This window comes from Prevotella sp. (assembly GCF_036570325.1).
GTDB lineage: Bacteria > Bacteroidota > Bacteroidia > Bacteroidales > Bacteroidaceae > Prevotella.
On the sequence record NZ_DATCYK010000092.1, the window covers coordinates 1 to 17619 of the forward strand.

General features: G+C 46.1%; 15 protein-coding genes and 1 tRNA gene. 13 read left to right on the plus strand and 3 right to left on the minus strand.

The features are described from left to right. The 7 genes from VIR50_RS09100 to VIR50_RS09130 all read left to right on the plus strand — a co-directional run. Nucleotides 1–1008, plus strand: a 1008-nt coding sequence (locus VIR50_RS09100) for a TonB-dependent receptor domain-containing protein (protein ID WP_331934815.1), incomplete at its 5' end; no start/stop codon positions are given. Nucleotides 1009–1024: 16 nt separating this feature from the next. Next, entirely contained in the window at nt 1025–2458 is a 1434-nt protein-coding gene (locus tag VIR50_RS09105) for a RagB/SusD family nutrient uptake outer membrane protein (RefSeq protein ID WP_331934816.1), read from the plus strand. A 24-nt stretch (nt 2459–2482) separates the two neighbouring features. Further along, nucleotides 2483–3760 carry a DUF4843 domain-containing protein gene (locus VIR50_RS09110; RefSeq protein WP_331934817.1) on the plus strand — a complete coding sequence of 426 codons (1278 nt, stop codon included), beginning with the start codon at nt 2483–2485 and terminating at the stop codon, nt 3758–3760. Nucleotides 3761–3772: 12 nt separating this feature from the next. Further along, nucleotides 3773–5470: a PKD-like family lipoprotein gene (locus tag VIR50_RS09115; protein WP_331934818.1), complete on the plus strand. Its 1698-nt coding sequence runs from the start codon at nt 3773–3775 to the stop codon at nt 5468–5470. Nucleotides 5471–5483: 13 nt separating this feature from the next. Further along, the gene (locus tag VIR50_RS09120) at nt 5484–6587 is read left to right on the plus strand and encodes a TlpA disulfide reductase family protein (protein ID WP_331934819.1); all 1104 of its coding nucleotides are present in this window, start codon (nt 5484–5486) and stop codon (nt 6585–6587) included. 38 nt (nt 6588–6625) lie between these two features. Then, nucleotides 6626–7789: a TlpA disulfide reductase family protein gene (locus VIR50_RS09125; RefSeq protein WP_331934820.1), complete on the plus strand. Its 1164-nt coding sequence runs from the start codon at nt 6626–6628 to the stop codon at nt 7787–7789. Further along, nucleotides 7782–8948: a TlpA disulfide reductase family protein gene (locus VIR50_RS09130; RefSeq protein WP_331934821.1), complete on the plus strand. Its 1167-nt coding sequence runs from the start codon at nt 7782–7784 to the stop codon at nt 8946–8948. Before VIR50_RS09125 ends, VIR50_RS09130 begins: the two co-directional genes overlap by 8 nt. Nucleotides 8949–9029: 81 nt before the next feature. Here the strand turns inward: VIR50_RS09130 and VIR50_RS09135 are convergent, their stop codons facing one another. Together VIR50_RS09135 and VIR50_RS09140 are read right to left on the minus strand one after the other, a co-directional pair. Next, nucleotides 9030–9353, minus strand: a complete 324-nt coding sequence (locus VIR50_RS09135) for a TfoX/Sxy family protein (RefSeq protein WP_331934822.1) — start codon at nt 9351–9353, stop codon at nt 9030–9032. 209 nt (nt 9354–9562) lie between these two features. Beyond that, nucleotides 9563–9635, minus strand: a tRNA-Pro gene (locus VIR50_RS09140). Nucleotides 9636–9850: 215 nt separating this feature from the next. Between VIR50_RS09140 and VIR50_RS09145 the strand changes: the two genes are divergently transcribed. Genes VIR50_RS09145 through tsaE form a run of 6 tightly spaced genes read left to right on the plus strand, consistent with a single transcriptional unit; the run spans nt 9851 to nt 16886 of the window. Then, nucleotides 9851–10981, plus strand: a complete 1131-nt coding sequence (locus VIR50_RS09145; protein ID WP_331934823.1) for a zinc-dependent metalloproteinase lipoprotein — start codon at nt 9851–9853, stop codon at nt 10979–10981. Between the two features lie 33 nt (nt 10982–11014). Then, nucleotides 11015–12262: a 3-phosphoshikimate 1-carboxyvinyltransferase gene (locus VIR50_RS09150; protein ID WP_331934857.1), complete on the plus strand. Its 1248-nt coding sequence runs from the start codon at nt 11015–11017 to the stop codon at nt 12260–12262. A gap of 16 nt (nt 12263–12278) precedes the next feature. Then, a complete protein-coding gene (locus VIR50_RS09155; RefSeq protein WP_331934824.1) occupies nt 12279–12668 on the plus strand; it encodes a hypothetical protein in 390 nt (129 codons plus the stop codon). A gap of 40 nt (nt 12669–12708) precedes the next feature. Continuing rightward, a complete protein-coding gene (locus VIR50_RS09160) occupies nt 12709–13524 on the plus strand; it encodes a metal ABC transporter permease (protein WP_331934825.1) in 816 nt (271 codons plus the stop codon). Then, complete coding sequence (locus tag VIR50_RS09165; protein ID WP_331934826.1) at nt 13521–16448, plus strand: type IX secretion system periplasmic lipoprotein PorW/SprE; 2928 nt, start codon at nt 13521–13523, stop codon at nt 16446–16448. Before VIR50_RS09160 ends, VIR50_RS09165 begins: the two co-directional genes overlap by 4 nt. Before the next feature lie 27 nt (nt 16449–16475). Next, entirely contained in the window at nt 16476–16886 is a 411-nt protein-coding gene (gene tsaE, locus VIR50_RS09170) for a tRNA (adenosine(37)-N6)-threonylcarbamoyltransferase complex ATPase subunit type 1 TsaE (RefSeq protein WP_331934827.1), read from the plus strand. A gap of 372 nt (nt 16887–17258) precedes the next feature. On the opposite strand, the gene trxA is transcribed toward tsaE, so the two are convergent. Further along, complete coding sequence (gene trxA, locus VIR50_RS09175) at nt 17259–17576, minus strand: thioredoxin (protein ID WP_331934828.1); 318 nt, start codon at nt 17574–17576, stop codon at nt 17259–17261. Nucleotides 17577–17619 lie beyond the last annotated feature (43 nt).

Consider the following 17619-nt stretch of genomic DNA (forward strand, 5'->3'; position numbering starts at 1 on the left):
ATGTTGGGAGCGGTGCTGGCTCGGTTGAACAACCCTAACCTGAAATGGGCCAAGACCGATAATTTCGGTTTGGGAATGGATATTGGTTTTTGGAAGAACAGAATCAATATGTCGTTAAATTACTACAATAACATTACCCGACAGCTCCTGACCACTTATGACATGATGCCATCTACGGGTTTCTCCTCACAAGTAATCAATGCAGGAGAGTTGCAAAATCAGGGTTTTGATATGACGTTGAATGTCATCGCATTGCAAAATGTTCGCAAACAATTCTACTGGACCGTGGCCGCGGGTATTAACCATAATAAGAATAAGATTCGTAAAATATCAGATTATCTTCGCAAAATGAATGAAAAGCAATTGGCCTCTCCAAGTGCGCCATTGCCGGTATTCCAAGAGGGACAATCTACAACTACTTATTACGCGGTGCGTTCTCTCGGTATAGACCCTATGACGGGAAAGGAAGTTTTCCTCACTCGTGACAATCAAAAAGCGTTTGTTTGGGACGCTGCCGACAAGGTTCCGGTAGGCGATACCACCCCTGATGCAAGTGGAACATTGAGCACTTCCGTGAACTGGAAGAACTTCTCGGCCTCTTTAGGCTTCACTTATAAATGGGGAGGCATTGTTTATAACCAAACATTGGTCGATAAGATAGAGAATAGTAACATAGCTTATAACTTAGATCGTCGTGCTGCGAAAGACCGTTGGCAGAAGCCCGGCGACGTAGCTAAGTATAAGAAGATAGACCTTAACGGTTCGCAAACGCCGGCTTCGACCCGCTTTATCATGGACGATAACGAACTGAAACTGGCCAGCCTCAACGTAGGTTATCGTTTCAACTACGAAAACTTCAAGTTCATGAAGCGTCTTAACCTGCAGGCTTTGAATGTGAACTTCACTACAAACGATTTATTCCGCATGTCAACCGTTAAGATGGAACGAGGACTAAGTTATCCTTTTGCCCGTTCGTTCACGTTTTCTGTTTCGGCAATATTCAAATAATTAAAGTATCGAAAGTATGAAAAGACATAATAATGCCATAAAGTTCTTATCTCTTTTTTTGATAGGTGCCTTCTTATTCTCTTCTTGTTCGGATTGGTTTGATGAGAGTCCTAAAACAGATTTGAAAGCAGATAAGATGTTTGAAAACGAGGAGGGATTTCAAAATGCCTTGACGGGAATCTACCTCTTATTGACCTCTGCCAACACTTATGCGGGCAACATGTCATTCGGTTTGTTAGACCAATTGGCTCAAGAGTACGACTATGTACCTGATGGCGTGCAAGATATAAACGCTATTTATAATTATAAAACCTCTACTACCAATGGCTATCAGTCGAAGCAAAAGATAACGGCCTCGTGGCAGGCCATGTATAATGTGATAGCCAATTGTAACAACTTAATCAAGTGGTTGGATAAAAGAGGAACCACGGTGGTGACCGATGAGCAAGAGCGCAACATGCTTCGGGGCGAGGCTTTGGCCATCAGGGCTTTCTGCCATTTCGACTTGTTGAGAGCATGGGGCCCTTGGAACTACCGTAACAATGCAAAGGCTGCCGCCACGGAGACCATACCTTACCGCACGGTTGCCGATAATAGCAAGCAACCTCGCTTGGCCGCGAAGGAAGTTCTCAACCGTATAGAAAAGGACTTGTTGGCGGCTCGCGACCTGCTTGCTTATGAGAAAGATGTTAAGCTCAAAGGAAGCGACCGGCGATATAGGTTTAATTACCATGCGATAACAGCCCTTTTAGCGCGCGTTTACGGCTTTATGGGAGCGCAAGAGAAGGCAGTTGAGCTTGCGAAAGAGGTCATTTCAAAAAGTGGTTTGGAACTGCAGACTACTAACCAGAACGATCCTATCTTGTTCAGCGAGTGTATCTGTGGTTTGAACATGTATCAGATGGAGGACGGATTGTCGTCACGTTGGGCGATTGGTGATAAGTTTACGACCCAATATGTTATCTCTCAAAAGAAGTTTGACGCGCTGTTTGAGGTGTCGGGGAGCCGCCGCGATGATATGCGCTCAAAGACTTCGGCCTTCTATACGTATGATACGCAGCAGTTAGCACTGTCGAAGAAGTATAATACTAATCAGAAAGAGGTTATTCCTTTGATCAGATTGCCGGAAATGTATTATATCTTGTGCGAGTTTACTACCGACAATGAGCGTTCGAGAAGTTACCTGAACTATGTAAGAAACCGTAGAGGCTATTCCGCGGCCCTCAATGAGAAATATACCGATATGGCCGGACGCTTGAAGGCTTTGGATAAGGAATATCGGAAAGAATACTATGGCGAGGGTCAATATTGGTATTTCCTGAAAGCCCATGGCTATACTTCCATTCCCTATGCGGCGGATATTACGTTGACGGAAGAGCGCTACGTATTCCCCTTACCCGACGCTGAGGTGCAGTATGGATGGGTAGAATCGGAAACGGCAAGCAATTAAACGTAATCATAAAAAGATTTTATTATGAAACATTTAATCCAAAATATATTCTTTGCCGTAGGCGCTTGCGTGGCCTTATGCGCGTGTAGTCATGAGGAAATAGAAGCCTATAGTGCAAATGATAATGGAGTGTATTTTAATTATAACACTTCGTCCGAACTTGAATCTTCCATTAATTTTGCTAATCATGTATTGGGTAATCCGCGGAGTTTGCCCCTTACGCTGAATTTAAAAGCAATGGGAGTGAAAGTGGATTACGAGCGTAAGGTGACATTGAAGAGCAAACCATTGGAAGGTTATCCGCTTCTTGTCGTTAATTGCCCGGAAGTTGTATTTGAACCAGACTCTATTGAGAAGCGAGTCGTGGTGGAAGTCATGCGTCCGGAGTTACGTGATTCTGATTACGCGGCAGTGCTTTATATAGATGGTGGTGACCAAGTCAGTACCAATGTCAAGGGATTGCAAGAATATGTTATCCATGGTAATGAGTCCTTTTCAAAACCTGCAAGCTGGAATGAGTGGAGCATGGTTCAAATGTATTTGGGCAATTGGTCGGTGGATAAGCATATTTTCTTGACCAACCTTACGAAGGATAATCAGTTCTATAATAGCAACGACTATTATACGATTATTCAGTGGAACATGAAAAGTGTAGACAGTCTGCGTATATGGCAGCAGGAACATCCAACGGAAACCTCGAAGGTTGAAATCCCATTTATTAACGAAGGCGATTTTAATTATGCTCAACCTTGGTATTGGAATGATGTTCTTACACGTTATCTGGGCCGGTATAAGTCTTCTAACTTCGCTACGATTTGCGGTGCGTTGGGAGTTTCTACAAAGAATGAGTATCAAACTTTCCATGTGGATGAGGCCGGGGCGAAGCTCCTTAATCGCACGGCGGTAACAGGAATGATGGAAAAGTATAATACGTTCTACCATGATGGATGGCGAAGTGGCGACAGTTACAAGGGCAACTTCTTTATTCCCATGTTCGGCGATATTGATTATGAGGTAGTGGAACCGGCTGCATGGAGCGACCTCGATGGGGGAGCAGACATGGTAAAGCAGTATTATGGCGAGTATTCTGAGGCAAAATATAAATTCATGATTAAGGTATGGCTACAGCATAAAGGCGCAAAGTTTGTCTTGAATCAGATGTTCCCTGTCAAGAATGAGTGGGGATCAGTTTCTTGGGATTCCTCTTTAGGCGGTGAGAATGCCATTAAAGAATGCAACAAAGTGTTCCGGAAGGCGATGGCCGGTGGGACTTATAATTTTACATTCCCTACAATTGACTAAAACAGAAACGACATGAAAAAGATATTATACGTATTAGTTACTACGTTGCTGTTGGCTTCGTGCTACGAGGATAAGGGTAATTATGATTATTCTTTTGACAAGATTAATACGATAGACTCCGTGCGTTTTATCCCGGCGGCAGAGCAACAACTGACCGGTATGACGATAGAGTTTACCCAACCTTTTACCGATGCGGACACGCTGCAGCGAGTGTCGGTAGAACTTGCGCAGTCTTTACAAACCAATTTGGATAATTTGGAGTTTGTTTGGATGCGCAATTATGTGCGTGATGGTGTGAGAATCAAGGACACGATTCGTACCAAAGGCTATATGGACGTGGTTCTGCCGAAAGGCCAATCTACCACTTATAACGTAATGTTGCAGATAAAGGATAAAACCACCGACTTGTCTCATTACTCTGAATTTGTGGTAGCGACACGTCCCATCTTTAAGAACAGTATCTTCGTGTTGCATGGAACACCCGGCAATATGAAGTTAGGAAACGTGGAGAAAGTTGGTGCTGATGTTAATGTCCGTACCGATGCGTATGCGTTGATGTACCCGGGTGAGGAGAATCCTTTTGCACAAGCAACTCGTCTTATGTATCAAGCAACGATGACTTTCGTTAATTATACGAAGATGGTGGAGAGCGATAACCTTATTGCTTTTATAGATGGTGGGGAAGCAAAAGTGTACAAGCCTTTTGGTTTGGAGCGTAAACTGAACAACTATAAGAACTATGTGTTGCCCTCTTCTGACCAAGGCGGACTCTCCGTTAGTCAGATAGGAATGGAGGGAGACCCGTCAAATCAGTCGGATTATTACTACATTATTGGTAAGGATGGACGCGTAGTTACGGCACGAAGTCTGCTAAGTTTTAAGTTCCCTAATAAGGATGTAGGCGAAACAAATTACAAAGTTACGGCCGGAGCCATCACTTATAGTGAGTTCGTATTTTGGGATGGTAAGAACAATCGTTTCCTGCATGTCAATAAGGAGGATAGCTATGGTATTTGGGGAGAGCAGGAAGCCTATTACGCTCAACTCAATAATCCTTTGCAGGACGCCCATGTGGATTTCTCTACTTTGGGTGCCGGACTCTCACCCGAGGGCAAAACCGGTGTGTATGGGTTTATCCAGTATCGTGAGAATTACGAGAATGAACATCCGTTTTTCGTCTTTAAGGACGATAGCGGCAAGTTTTATCTGTATGAATTAACTCCGACCCGTACGGAAGGGGGTGATAAAGAAGGTGGCGAAAGCGGTGACAGTGACGCTCCGGCTTATACCATCAAGGGGCAAGTGCTCAACAATTTCTCGCCCAGCGATGTGTCTTCTATCTTCTATAATACATGGTTTCCCACCAATTATATCTTCTATATTGACGGTATAAACATCGTACGTTATAATATAAGTAACGGCGATAACGTTATTCTTTATACGGCCCCATCAGGTTACAACATAGCTTGTATGAAGTTTAGGGAAAACAATTCCTTTATTCATTCCGCCGACTTAGGTCGTTATCTCTGCATTGGTCTTAACAAGGGAGATAAAGGTGCCGTTACCGAAATTAAACTTACAACCGGCGGGGACGTGGATGAGACCTATAAAGCGCCCTTATATAATAAGGATAAGAATAATGTAGAGTTTGGCAATATCGCCGATTTGCAGTTTGTGCATCCATATTCTTATCAATTGCCTAATTATTAATTGAGGATATATTATGAATAAACCTATAAGGATTTTGTTATTATTGTTGCTGTGTCTGGGTGTCTCTCGGTCGTGGGCTTCAGGTGAAGATTTAACGATAAAAGGCAAAATAGAGGGCATAGACGCCGGCAGGTTGCTGTTGATAGTTCAGACGGGAGAGTCTCGGAGAGATACATTGGGTGTGGCAGACTTCAAGGCTCCCCGGTTTACACTGAAGGCTTCTTTGCGTGAACCGGCTTCGGCCATGCTTATCGTAGAGGGTTATAATGGTGGATTTCAATTCTTTGCCGAACCCGGAACGTTATATTCTGCCCGTTTAAAGAATGATGAAAGTTTTTATATACGGGGTGGAAAACTGCAAGATGCGTATGGTAAATATGCGGCGTCGGTCAATACCAAGAGCATGGAAATTAACCTATTGGAACAGCAGTATGATAGTTTGAAGCGTGTCATGAAGTATCGGAGCGCAAGCGTTCTCAATGACTCTATCGTTGTTTTACGCAATGCCTTGCAAGCGTTTTCTGATAAATTCCATGCCGATAATGATAACCTGCTTACCGCTTACGAAGCTCTTTTTACGGCTCAGCGTAAGGATTTAGGCTATCAGGACAGTAAAAAGCTTTATGATCAGCTTGGCGAAGGTGCCCGACTGTCGTTGAGTGGTCGTATTTTAGCTGAGCGAATACAGCGTTTGGAACGTTTGGCGGCCGGAAAACCCGCTCCTGATTTTACATTGCCGACCCTTGATGGTAAATCTTTCACATTGAGTCAAATGAAGGGGAAGATTAAGGTTGTAGACTTTTGGGCAAGCTGGTGTGGACCTTGCAGGCTTAATAATCCTTCTTTAAAGAAACTTTACGCAAAGTATCAGTCCAAGGGATTGGAGATGGTTAGCGTATCCTTGGACGACAATCGAAAGCGATGGAACGATGCGGTGATTAAAGATGGGTTGCCATGGGTTCAGGTTTCTTCCCTGAAAGGATGGAAAGATGAGATTGTACGTACTTATAATGTGACAGCTATTCCCGCCATATTTATTCTTGATGAGGATAATCGTATTATCGCCCGGGATATTCGCGGAGAGGCGTTAGAAAACTTTTTAGCTGATCGTTTGTAAGCGTATCGATCGTAAGCAAATAAATAATATAGAACAATATGAAAAAACAAATCTTACTTATAATAGCTATTATAATAGCTGCGGCAGGCTTTGCCCAACAGAGCAGGAAGTATACTATTCAAGGAATGATGACAGTAGACTCTCTGCGCAACACACCTCAAATAATAAAGAAAGTCTATTTAACGCATGAGGTTGGCGGCAAGACCGTTGTCTTAGACTCCGCAAAGGTCAAGAATAAGAAGTTTACTTTTACTGGAACTGCCCCTGAATGGGTGGAAGCTTATTCTATTACGGGTTTTGACAATGGGGTGGTGCAGGTGTTTCTCGAGCCGGGAAATATCGTGATAGCTCCTTTTGATGGCCGTTATCCGGGGGGAGCTAAGGTACATGGAACTCCTTCCAATGATATTTATATGGAATATTTGGACCTCAACGGGCAACAAATCTCACGTTCGCGCGAGGCAATGAATAAGGCAGTGAAGGCACATCCCGAGGCCGCTAAGTCGGAAAAGGATTTCTTACCCTATCAGACTGCGGTGTTCTATTCAAATACATTGGGCCATAAAACCATGGCCATGAAGTTTGTGGCAAAGCACTATATGTCGCCGGTTTCGCTTTATATCATCCGTTATAATTTACAGTCTTTGTTCACTCCAAAGTTTGTTGAGCGCACGTTGCTCCGTCCGTTGGCCCCAAGTCTTCAGAAACATCCTATGTACAAGGAAATCTCAAATACATTGAAGGCGGCCAATCTGAAGGTGGGAAGCGAAGGACCTGATTTCACGGCCCGGACCGTTGATGGCAAGGAACTCAGCCTTTCATCTTTGCGGGGGAAATATGTTCTGTTAGACTTTTGGGCCAGCTGGTGTGCGCCTTGCCGAAGAGAATTTCCTTTTATGAAAGAAGTATTGAAGTTATCAGAGCAACATGACAATTTCGTTATCCTCAGTTATTCTATCGACAGCAAGAAAGCGGATTGGACTAATTGCATTAAAACAAATGCGTTGACCCATCCCCATTGGTTGCATGTCTCTACTTTAAGTAGTTGGGAGTCAGATGCGGCTAAACTCTATAAGGTAGAAGCCGTGCCTCGTACGGTTCTTTTGAATCCCAAGGGACAAGTTGTCGCTTTTGACTTGCGTGGAGAAGAGATGGTAAATAAGATAAAAAACATATTGGAAGGAGAAGAAGTTTATGAATAAAAATATAATTGTTCGCTTAGGACTGATAGCGTTAATAGCATGGTTAGTCCCTGCTGCTGTGGCGGCGCAGGGTGTGTGTCATATTCAAGGGCACATGGAAAAGGATTCATTGCGATTCACAAAAGCAAAGATTGAAAAGCTTTATCTGAGTAAACTTAATGAGTTCGACCAGTTTGTAAAGATAGATTCGACTTCAGTCGTTAACGGTGACTTTAAGTTTCAATATACTTTGAAAGAAAATGAGCCGATAGTCATGTTCTTCATTACCGGTTTTGACAATGGCGATATACCTGTATGGGTAGAGCCCGGTACCGTTACGGTTTCCATACATGACGCGGCTTTTGCCAGTGGGGCACGTGTATCAGGAACTGCTACGAATAATCTTTACGCAGAGTACAAAGCTATCAACCAGCGTTGTATCAATATTCAGCAGGATTCAATCAGGCAGTTTGTCGCAAAATATGGCGAAGCCTACATGGATAGCCCGGAGGGAATGGCCCGCTTACTTCGGTCAGGAGCCGCCGAGGTGTTGGTTTGTGAGGCAGACAGATTGCAGTTCTTGTTGGATCATAACGACTCACCATTAGCTCCTATCATGTTGGAACGTGAGCTTGCTTATCACTTTGACGCCGATTATGCCAACAAATTGGTTAAGGCTTTGTCGCCTACTTTACATAAACATCCTTATTATCAGCTTTTTTCCAACTATATTAAAGCGCAGAATTTAAAGGTTGGTGGCGAACTCCCCGATGTAAAGTTACCGTTAATCAGTGGCGAAACCAAATACCTGAGCGATTATGCCGGCAAGTATGTAATCCTTGATTTTTGGGCCAGTTGGTGTGCTCCTTGTCTGAAAGAATTGCCTTATATTCGCCAAATTTATGAGTTGACACAAGCCCATAAAGACAAGATGGTTCTTATAAGTTTTTCCCTCGACAATAAAAAGAACAATTGGTTGAATGGCATGAAGAAGCATAATTTGGAGAATCCCGGGTGGGTTCATGCCTCTGATTTGCTGGGTTGGGGCTCTCAAACGGCTAAGCTGTTAGGCGTGGAAGCCATACCACAGATAATAGTGGTCGATCCTGAAGGCAAAGCCGTGTCCTTTAAATTGCGTGGTGAGGAGCTGGTAAAGAAAGTGAAGGAACTTTGCAATTAATGTTTCGACTAAGAGAAATAAAATAATAGATTAACTTTAGAGGGGGATTCCTACATAGGAATCCCCCTCTAAAGTTTTATATTACGACCGTGTCTTCTTCGGTTTAGGCGGTGGCAGCTCCTTGCAAGTTTCTTTAACAAGCATGGATAGGTAGTCGTGGTCGTCTACGTCAGCGATGTAGAAATAATCTTTGGCACCGTTATAAGGCGGCTGCATATCTATCGTGCGTAAGCGTTTCTTGGCTCCTTCTGTAGGTTTCAGATAAAAGCGGTCGTCACAAATCAATCCGAAAATTTTACCATTACAGTAAATCCCGTACTCTCCAAACATCTTTTTGAATACAATCTCTCCGGCTCCACTGCATTGGTCGGCGATGTATTGTACAAAATCTAAATTGCAAGCCATATCAGATTATTTTATAAAATCGTGTGTAAAGAATCGTCAAACTCAAAAGAAATAGGAGAATATAATTTGCTGTAGACGTATTCCATTCCCCTTGTAAATTAGTACATTACGTACTTTATCCCCTTTGTTTACAGTGAATATAGTAAGAAAACCGTGACTTTCAGAAAATGCAAAAGGGGTTGAAAATCAACCCCTTTGCTTGTTTTGTGTCGGGATGACAAGACTCGAACTTGCGACCTCGCGCCCCCCAGACGTGTGCGCTACCAACTGCGCTACATCCCGAACAATGCTTTTTGTAAGCGGTTGCAAAGGTAATGATAAATTATAGTTTGAACGAAGAAAATTAATTAAAATATTTTAAAAGTGTGGTTATTTAGGTCTAATCACCCCCTTTTTACGTAACTTTGTAGAAGAAAGATGTATAACAATGGACCGAGATTTGTCATTTGTCGCTCGAGTTCAAAGATGCGTCTTTATAATTTTCATATAAATATGAGATGAAGAATTATATATTGCTCGTCTTCGCAGCATTAACTTTGGGCTTTCTGCAAAGTTGTAAGGGTGAAGAAGACATAACGAAAGCGACAACAGTCGATTTGGATGACGATAATACCACATCTATCATCACCGAGGGATATACTTATCAGCTTCCGGTTATTTTCCATGTATTTTATCAGAACGCAGCGAATAAGGACGAATATATAGACGCTGCACGCCTGCGTACCTTGCTTAGCCGTGTCAACGAACTTTACCAAGGAAGCATTTATGGCGAAAGCGAGAATATTAATGTGCGCTTCATTGCGGCGACACACGATGAGCAGGGCCATAAGCTGACCACTCCCGGGGTGGAGTACATACACTATGACGGCACATTTCCCATAGACCAATTGAAATTTATTTCTTCAGAAGATAATCGAAAATATCTTTGGGACCTCAATGACTATATCAATGTGATGGTCTTTCCCTTCGCTCAGGCTTCTGACAATGGGGAAAGTACCGTCATGGGCATTACCAGCCTTCCGCTCATGCGCGATGATGAGCATGCAGTGGATGGGTTGCAGAAGGTTAAATCCAGTAGTAAGAAACTTACGAAAGCGAATCTGAAATATACTCACTGTTCATGTCTTAACAGCAACTATGTCTATGAGGAGTCTACCCGTTACGGTGCGAATAAAGGTCGTGGCGGCTATACTTACAATGTGGCCGACGCCAATGTCACCTTGGCCCATGAGTTAGGACATTACTTGGGGCTTAGTCACGTCTTCACGGAAGATAAGACCGGCATGATCGATGTTTGTGGCGATACCGATTACTGTGAAGATACGCCGAGCTATAACCGTGTGGAATATGAGCAGCAACTGAAGTTCTTGATAGGTGGAAGCAGAGCTACGCTCAACGCTGAGGACTTGGCCAAACGCCAATCTTGCAAAGGCGACAATTATGTTTCCGCCAATATCATGGATTATATGGTGACTTTGAGCTATAAACTCTCGGCCGATCAGAAAAAGCGCATGCGCCATGTGCTTTATTATGGACTGCTTATGCCCGGTCCCAAAAAGAATAATGTCTCTCGAAGTGCCCTGCCTGCCGATGATGTGGTTGTGGAGCAAGGCACTTACGTCTATTAGTTTAGTGTCGATTTAAGCAGTGCTTACATCATGATAACCTACAGAATAACCCCTCCCCGGCGTCTGAAAGCCCATATTCAGTTGCCCGCTTCAAAGAGTATCAGCAATCGGGCGTTGATGATTCATGCGCTTTCAACCGATAGCGTCTTGCCCGATAACCTATCAGATTGCGATGATACGGAAGTCATGGTTCGTGCTTTGCGTGATATGCCGGCCGAGATAGACATTAAGGCGGCCGGTACCGCCATGCGATTCATGACGGCTTACCTCTGCGTTACCCCGGGCGAGTATGTCCTGACGGGTACTGAAAGGATGAAACAGCGTCCCATCCGTATCCTTGTCAATGCACTTCGCTACCTTGGAGCTGACATCACTTATATGGGGGAGGATGGTTTTCCGCCGCTCCGCATTCGTGGACGGCAGATAGCGGGTGGTCATTTGGAGATTCCCGGCAGCGTAAGTTCGCAGTATATCTCGGCTTTGCTGTTGATAGGTCCGGTGCTTCGTGACGGTTTGACCTTGCGAATGACGGGCGAAATCGTGTCGCGTCCTTATATTGATCTTACGCTTTGTACCATGCGAGAGTTTGGTGCGCGGGCCGATTGGACCGATGTAGATACCATCACCGTGCGCCCTTCGACCTATATAGGTAAACCTTATATGATAGAAAATGACTGGAGTGCCTCGAGTTATTGGTACGAAATGATGGCCTTTACGGCCGATTCAGAGGCCGAAACATTGCTCGAAGGCCTGATGGACGGGTCTCGGCAGGGCGATTCTGTCGTAAAATACATTTTCTCTTTATTAGGTGTGAAGACCCAATTTGCCAGTACGGAGGCGGGCGTTCCCACTACCGTGAAGCTGAAATGCCATCCTTCTATGCTTCCCCGGCTTGACTATGACTTCGTAAACTCGCCCGATTTGGCCCAAACTTTGGTTGTTACATGTTGTGGCATGGGCATTCCTTTCCGTTTCACCGGCCTTGCCAGCCTGCGGATTAAGGAGACTGACCGCATAGCGGCCCTGAAGCGGGAACTCGGAAAAATGGGTTTCGTCCTGACAGATGAGGGCGATGACGTGTTTGTTTGGACGGGTGAGCGTTGTGAGCCTACCGGAGAAGCCATCGATACCTACGAGGATCATCGCATGGCCATGGCTTTGGCGCCGATGGCTATAAAGTTAGGGCATGTGGATATGAATCATCCGGAAGTGGTCAGCAAGTCTTATCCCCACTTTTGGGATGACCTGCGGAAGGCCGGTTTTACGGTTGAGCGCTTATAAACGAATACGTTTCAATATGTTATATTTACTGATTTTATTGGCAGGCTTGGGCTTGGCCACTGCTTTGTTCACGTTGCTGAATCGCCATTCCGGTGAAAGCGAGGCGCCCATAGTGACAACTGACTCTTGCAGCACTTGCAATGGAGATAATGACAAGTGCGAGCAGGAGTGTATGATGGAGGCTTCCATTAAGGAGATAGAATACTATGACGACGAGGAACTTGACCGTTTCAAGGGCCGCGATTCCGACGCTTATACTGATGAAGAGATAGAACAGTTCTCGGAAGTGCTCTATACCATGCGGCCGGAGGAGGTTAAAGGATGGACCCGCAGTCTTACGCTGCGAGGTATCAGCGTTCCCAATCCGTTGAAAGACGAGGTCTTTGCCTTGTCAGACCGCTTGTAACGGTGCGTTTCTTGTTTTACATTATTTATTCTTCTGAGCCGTGGAGATTCTTCAATATACATTTTTTCAAAACGCCTTAATCGGTTCCCTGCTGGCCAGCATAGTGTGTGGATTCATCGGAACCTATATCGTTACCCGTCGCTTGGTGTTCATCAGCGGCGGTATCACGCATGCCTCGTTTGGTGGTATAGGGTTAGGAGTCTATGCGGGGGTGAACCCCATCCTTACGGCCATGGTCTTCGCCGTGCTCTGTGGCTTCGGTGTGCAGTGGATGTCGCGCAAGACCGATGTGCGTGAAGACTCGGCAATAGCACTTTTCTGGACGCTCGGCATGAGTATCGGAATCATTTTCAGTTTCCTAACTCCGGGCTTCATGACCGATTTGCCTTCGTTCCTTTTTGGCAACATCCTTACCATCGGCCGTGCCGACCTATGGTTGTTGGGCGTGCTGGCGATAGGTGTCGTGGCAGTCTTTGTCATGTTTTACCGACTGATTGTCAGCGTGGCGTTCGACCGAACATTTGCCCTTGCGCGCCGATTGCCGGTCAAGACCACCGAATATGTCATGATGGCACTCATCGCCGTGACCATTGTCTCAACTTTACGGATGGTGGGTATCGTGCTCGCCATCAGCCTATTGACCATTCCACAGATGACGGCCAACCTTCTTACTTTTGATTATAAGAAGATGATAGGTTGGAGTGTGCTGATAGGTTGGATAGATTGTCTGTTGGGCTTGCTGATCAGTTATCAGCTCAACGTGCCTTCGGGTGCCTCCATTATCTTCGTAAGTATTTTTCTTTATCTCCTCACTCGGATAGGGAAACGGCTGTTTTCCTCCTCTTCTGTACAATGAATATTCGCTTGAAAGATATGCTCCTGCTGTCGGCCGTGGGCCTTTTGCTCTTGCTGACAGCCTGCTCGACCCATCAGAACACGGCAAAGTCGAGGTGGTGGCATGCTTTCAACACCCGTTACAATGTGTATTTCAATGGTGCCCAAGCCTATGTGGACGGCTCTTTGGAGAAAGAGAACGCCCATCGGGACAACTATACCGACCTATTACCTTTATATTATGTGGGCAATAAGAACAGCGTGCCTTTGGGAAAAGCCGGCTTCGACAAGGCCATAGAGAAGAGCCGGAAGGCCATCAGCCTGCATAGTATCAAGCGGAGGCCCGTGTGGGACAAGCAACGGCGCAAGACCGACCGTGACCGGGGGTGGCTTGGCCGTAAGGAGTACAACCCTTTTTTGTGGAAAGCGTGGCTGTTGATGGGCCGCTCACAGTTTCACCAAGGCCTTTTCGACGAGGCTGTGGCCACTTTCTCCCACATGAGTCACCTTTACGCAACGCAGCCTTCCATCTATCAAAGGGCACAAGCGTGGTTAGCCAAGAGCCACGTTGAGCAGGGAACACTTTACGAGGCCGAGGACATTATTCGCAATATGGGCCGTGACTCCATCCATTGGTTGGCGCAAAAAGAGTGGAACTACACCCTGACCGACTACTATCTCCATACCGCTGACTATGCCAAGGCCGCCATTTACTTGCGTCGTGTTATCGCAAGAGAGCAGCGTCGAAAGCAGAAAGCCCGTGAATGGTACCTCATGGGGCAGCTCCTGACAAGGCTCGGACACCGAAGTGAGGCCTATGAAGCCTATCGGAAAGTGGTGTCGATGAATCCTCCTTACGAATTGGAATTCAACGCTCGAATCGCCATGACCGAAGTGATTGCCGGCGGACAGCAGCGCCAAATGATAGCCCGTTTGGGCCACATGGCTGCTTCGGATAAGAATAAGGACTACTTGGAGCAGGTGTATTACGCGATAGGAAATATCTATTTGAGCCAACACGACACACTGATGGCCATTCGGGCTTATGAGGATGGAAACGCCAAAGCCGTGCACAGTGGGTGGACCAAGGGCGTGTTGCTTCAGACATTGGGTAATCTTTATTGGAGTAGGCATGACTTTGCCGACGCCCGCCGTTGCTATACGGAGGCCATCGGCTTGCTCGACAAGAGCCGGGAAGGCTATGGGTTGATGACCGAACGTTCGGAAGTGCTCGACGAATTGGTGCCCCACATGGAGACCATCGCCCTTCAGGACTCGCTCCTCCGCTTGGCAATGTTGCCCGAAAGTGAGCGCCTGAAAGCGGCCGATAGGGCCATGGAGGCTTATCGAAAGAAAGAAAAGAAAATGAGGGAAGTCATGGACAATCCGGCTTCGGCCGTCCAACAGCGTACCGAAGTGCCTCGGCAGAATCTGCCTCCCTATCAGCGTAATGGGATGGGAACTTCCCTACCTTCGGTCGATCGGGGCGTATCGACTTGGTATTTCTATAATCCCATGGCGGTGGAACGGGGCAAGGAAACCTTCAGGACGTTATGGGGCAACCGTCCCAATACCGATGATTGGCAGCGGACCAATAAGACAGTGGTCGGCGATAGGCCCACCATGAACCGGGCAGACCAGCCGATGGCCGAAGCGCCGCAGGCTGTTGAGACGCTTCCCACGGAGCAACCGGTCGTCAGTGCGGCCACTACCGACCCGTTGACCCGTGACTATTACTTGGCGCAGATACCGCTGACAGCCGATCGGCAGGCTGAAAGTCGCCGCCTATTGGCCCATGCGCTGTTCAGGGCGGGCGTCATTTTTAAAGACAAACTCAATGAGTTAGCCCTGAGCGAGAGGCTATTGACCCGAATAGAGCGTGATTTTCCTCGTTTTGAACAGTTGGATGAGGTGTATTATCACTTGTTTTTGCTCTATTCACGAGCCGATAAGCCGGTGGTGGCAGAGGGCTATGTAGCGAAATTGAAGCGACAATTCGAGGCGAGCAAGTGGACCTCCGTGCTCACTGATCCGTACTTTAAGGAGAACGCTGTCTTTGGAGAACAGATAGAGGACTCGCTTTATGGGGCAGCTTACGAGGCGTTCAAGGCCGGGAATTACAGTGTGGTGAAGGCCCATCGGGCCCTTTCGGACCGCCGTTTCCCTACGAGGGCAAATCGTGATAAGTTTCTTTTCATCGGCGGACTGAGCCGTCTTAACGAGGGCGATGTACGAGGTTGTCTGGAGGATATGCGCCTACTGATAGAGAAATATCCCGAGAGTAAGCTCAGCGAACCGGCCGGAATGCTCATCAATGGCGTGAAAGCCGGTCGAGTGTTGCATGGTGGCAATTTCAGCATGGATAATCTGTGGCAGCGCAGGACTGCGGTGTTGAGCGACAGCGATAGTATCGTCAGCCGCCCATTGAGTGAGGACATGAATTGCGAGTTCCTCTATGTGATGGTGTACCATCCCGATTCCGTGCGGGAAAATCAGTTGCTCTTTGAGCTGGCCCGTCATAATTTCACGAACTATCTGATACGTAATTTCGAGCTGACGATAGAGCATGTGGCTGGCGCCTATCGCATGGTGGTGAGTGGATTCCGCAACTATCGTGAGGCCTTGCTCTACAGTCGGCAACTTCGGGAGCGGCAAGCCGTGACCCGACTGATGGCTAATGTGCGCAGCCTGATTATCAGTAAGGTTAATTTAGATAGGCTCGGGCAGGGTGTGAGCTATGCCGATTATGAGCAATTCTATAGGAAGCATTTTGAATCGGTGCAACTGCCCGACATCAATTTGCTCAACGAGCCGGCGGAGATAGTCTATAAGAAAGAGCCGGCCGCCGAGCCGTCACAGCAGGTTACGCCCGTAGCGCCACTGCCACCGGCGAAGCCCAAGCAGCTCGATTTGGAGGATGAGTATTATGATTTGGAAGGATTTTAACGATCAATATTAAAAAACAACAATACAATGGAGATAATAATTGAGTCTTTAGACAACATTCGGGAGGCCGCCCGGAAGTTTGTTGACCAAATGGACGGCCGTAAAGTATTCGCTTTCTATGGTAAGATGGGGGCAGGCAAGACCACTTTCATCAAGGCTATTTGTGAGGTTTTGGGCGTGGAAGATGTCATAACGTCGCCCACATTCTCGCTCGTCAACGACTATACCGATGGCGAGGGACAGTCTATTTATCACTTCGATTTCTATCGAATCAAGAAACTTGAGGAGGTATATGACATGGGTTATGAGGATTATTTCTACAGTGGCAACCTATGTCTCATGGAGTGGCCCGAGCTTATCGAGGAGCTGCTGCCCGACGATGCGGTACGTGTAACCATCACCCAGTTGGCCGATGGCTCTCGCCGTGTGGAGGCATAAGGGCGCCATCGTTTACCCATAGGGTATCGGTAGCCTCAAAAGCATTTTCCCAAAGTTACCTTTTTGAATGGTGGTTTGCTGTTGTTCAAAAGGCTTTTTTTGCCAAGCAACCCAACAAAACATGGGGAACGAGGCGACAAGAGTGCCCTTTTGACATGATGAAATAGGGCATTTGAGCGGCCAATAGAAGGCAAATGAGCCGCTGAAAGGGGGCAAGTGAGCCGTCAAAAAAGTGATAAGTAAAAAAAGAAAGCCATATCTCACCCAATTTAAACGGTGAAGATATGGCTTTCTTATGTATTGAGTGACGATGTGGCAAGGAGAGAATAAGGAAATCCTTATGCTGTCATTGCCGTGTCATAAATCATTGGCTTATCCGAGCAAGGCCTTGAATTTTTCCTCAATCTTGTCTTTGCTGGCTGCTCCAACGAACTTGTCAACAAGCTGACCGTCCTTGAAGAAGAGGATGGTAGGGATGTTGCGAACACCGAACTCCATGGCGATGTCGTCGTTTTCTTCAACGTCGCACTTGCCGACAACGATTTTTCCATCGTAGTCATTGGCCAACTCTGAAATGATGGGGCCTACCATACGGCATGGTCCACACCATGTTGCCCATAAGTCAACTACCAATGGCAATTCACCATTTTTGTAGCTATTGAAATTTTCTGTTGTGATAGTTACTTCCATTTTCTTTTATTTTTATAATGAATAATTGTATTTATATTGTTTA

What these genes read in the sequence shown, in the direction of transcription:
- VIR50_RS09120 (WP_331934819.1), top strand. Translation starts at nt 5,484, where the DNA reads ATGAATAAACCTATAAGGATTTTGTTATTATTGTTGCTGTGTCTGGGT.
- VIR50_RS09105 (WP_331934816.1), top strand. Translation starts at nt 1,025, where the DNA reads ATGAAAAGACATAATAATGCCATAAAGTTCTTATCTCTTTTTTTGATA.
- trxA (WP_331934828.1), bottom strand. Translation starts at nt 17,576, where the DNA reads ATGGAAGTAACTATCACAACAGAAAATTTCAATAGCTACAAAAATGGT.
- VIR50_RS09130 (WP_331934821.1), top strand. Translation starts at nt 7,782, where the DNA reads ATGAATAAAAATATAATTGTTCGCTTAGGACTGATAGCGTTAATAGCA.
- VIR50_RS09115 (WP_331934818.1), top strand. Translation starts at nt 3,773, where the DNA reads ATGAAAAAGATATTATACGTATTAGTTACTACGTTGCTGTTGGCTTCG.
- tsaE (WP_331934827.1), top strand. Translation starts at nt 16,476, where the DNA reads ATGGAGATAATAATTGAGTCTTTAGACAACATTCGGGAGGCCGCCCGG.
- VIR50_RS09165 (WP_331934826.1), top strand. Translation starts at nt 13,521, where the DNA reads ATGAATATTCGCTTGAAAGATATGCTCCTGCTGTCGGCCGTGGGCCTT.
- VIR50_RS09110 (WP_331934817.1), top strand. Translation starts at nt 2,483, where the DNA reads ATGAAACATTTAATCCAAAATATATTCTTTGCCGTAGGCGCTTGCGTG.
- VIR50_RS09125 (WP_331934820.1), top strand. Translation starts at nt 6,626, where the DNA reads ATGAAAAAACAAATCTTACTTATAATAGCTATTATAATAGCTGCGGCA.
- VIR50_RS09145 (WP_331934823.1), top strand. Translation starts at nt 9,851, where the DNA reads ATGAAGAATTATATATTGCTCGTCTTCGCAGCATTAACTTTGGGCTTT.
- VIR50_RS09135 (WP_331934822.1), bottom strand. Translation starts at nt 9,353, where the DNA reads ATGGCTTGCAATTTAGATTTTGTACAATACATCGCCGACCAATGCAGT.
- VIR50_RS09155 (WP_331934824.1), top strand. Translation starts at nt 12,279, where the DNA reads ATGTTATATTTACTGATTTTATTGGCAGGCTTGGGCTTGGCCACTGCT.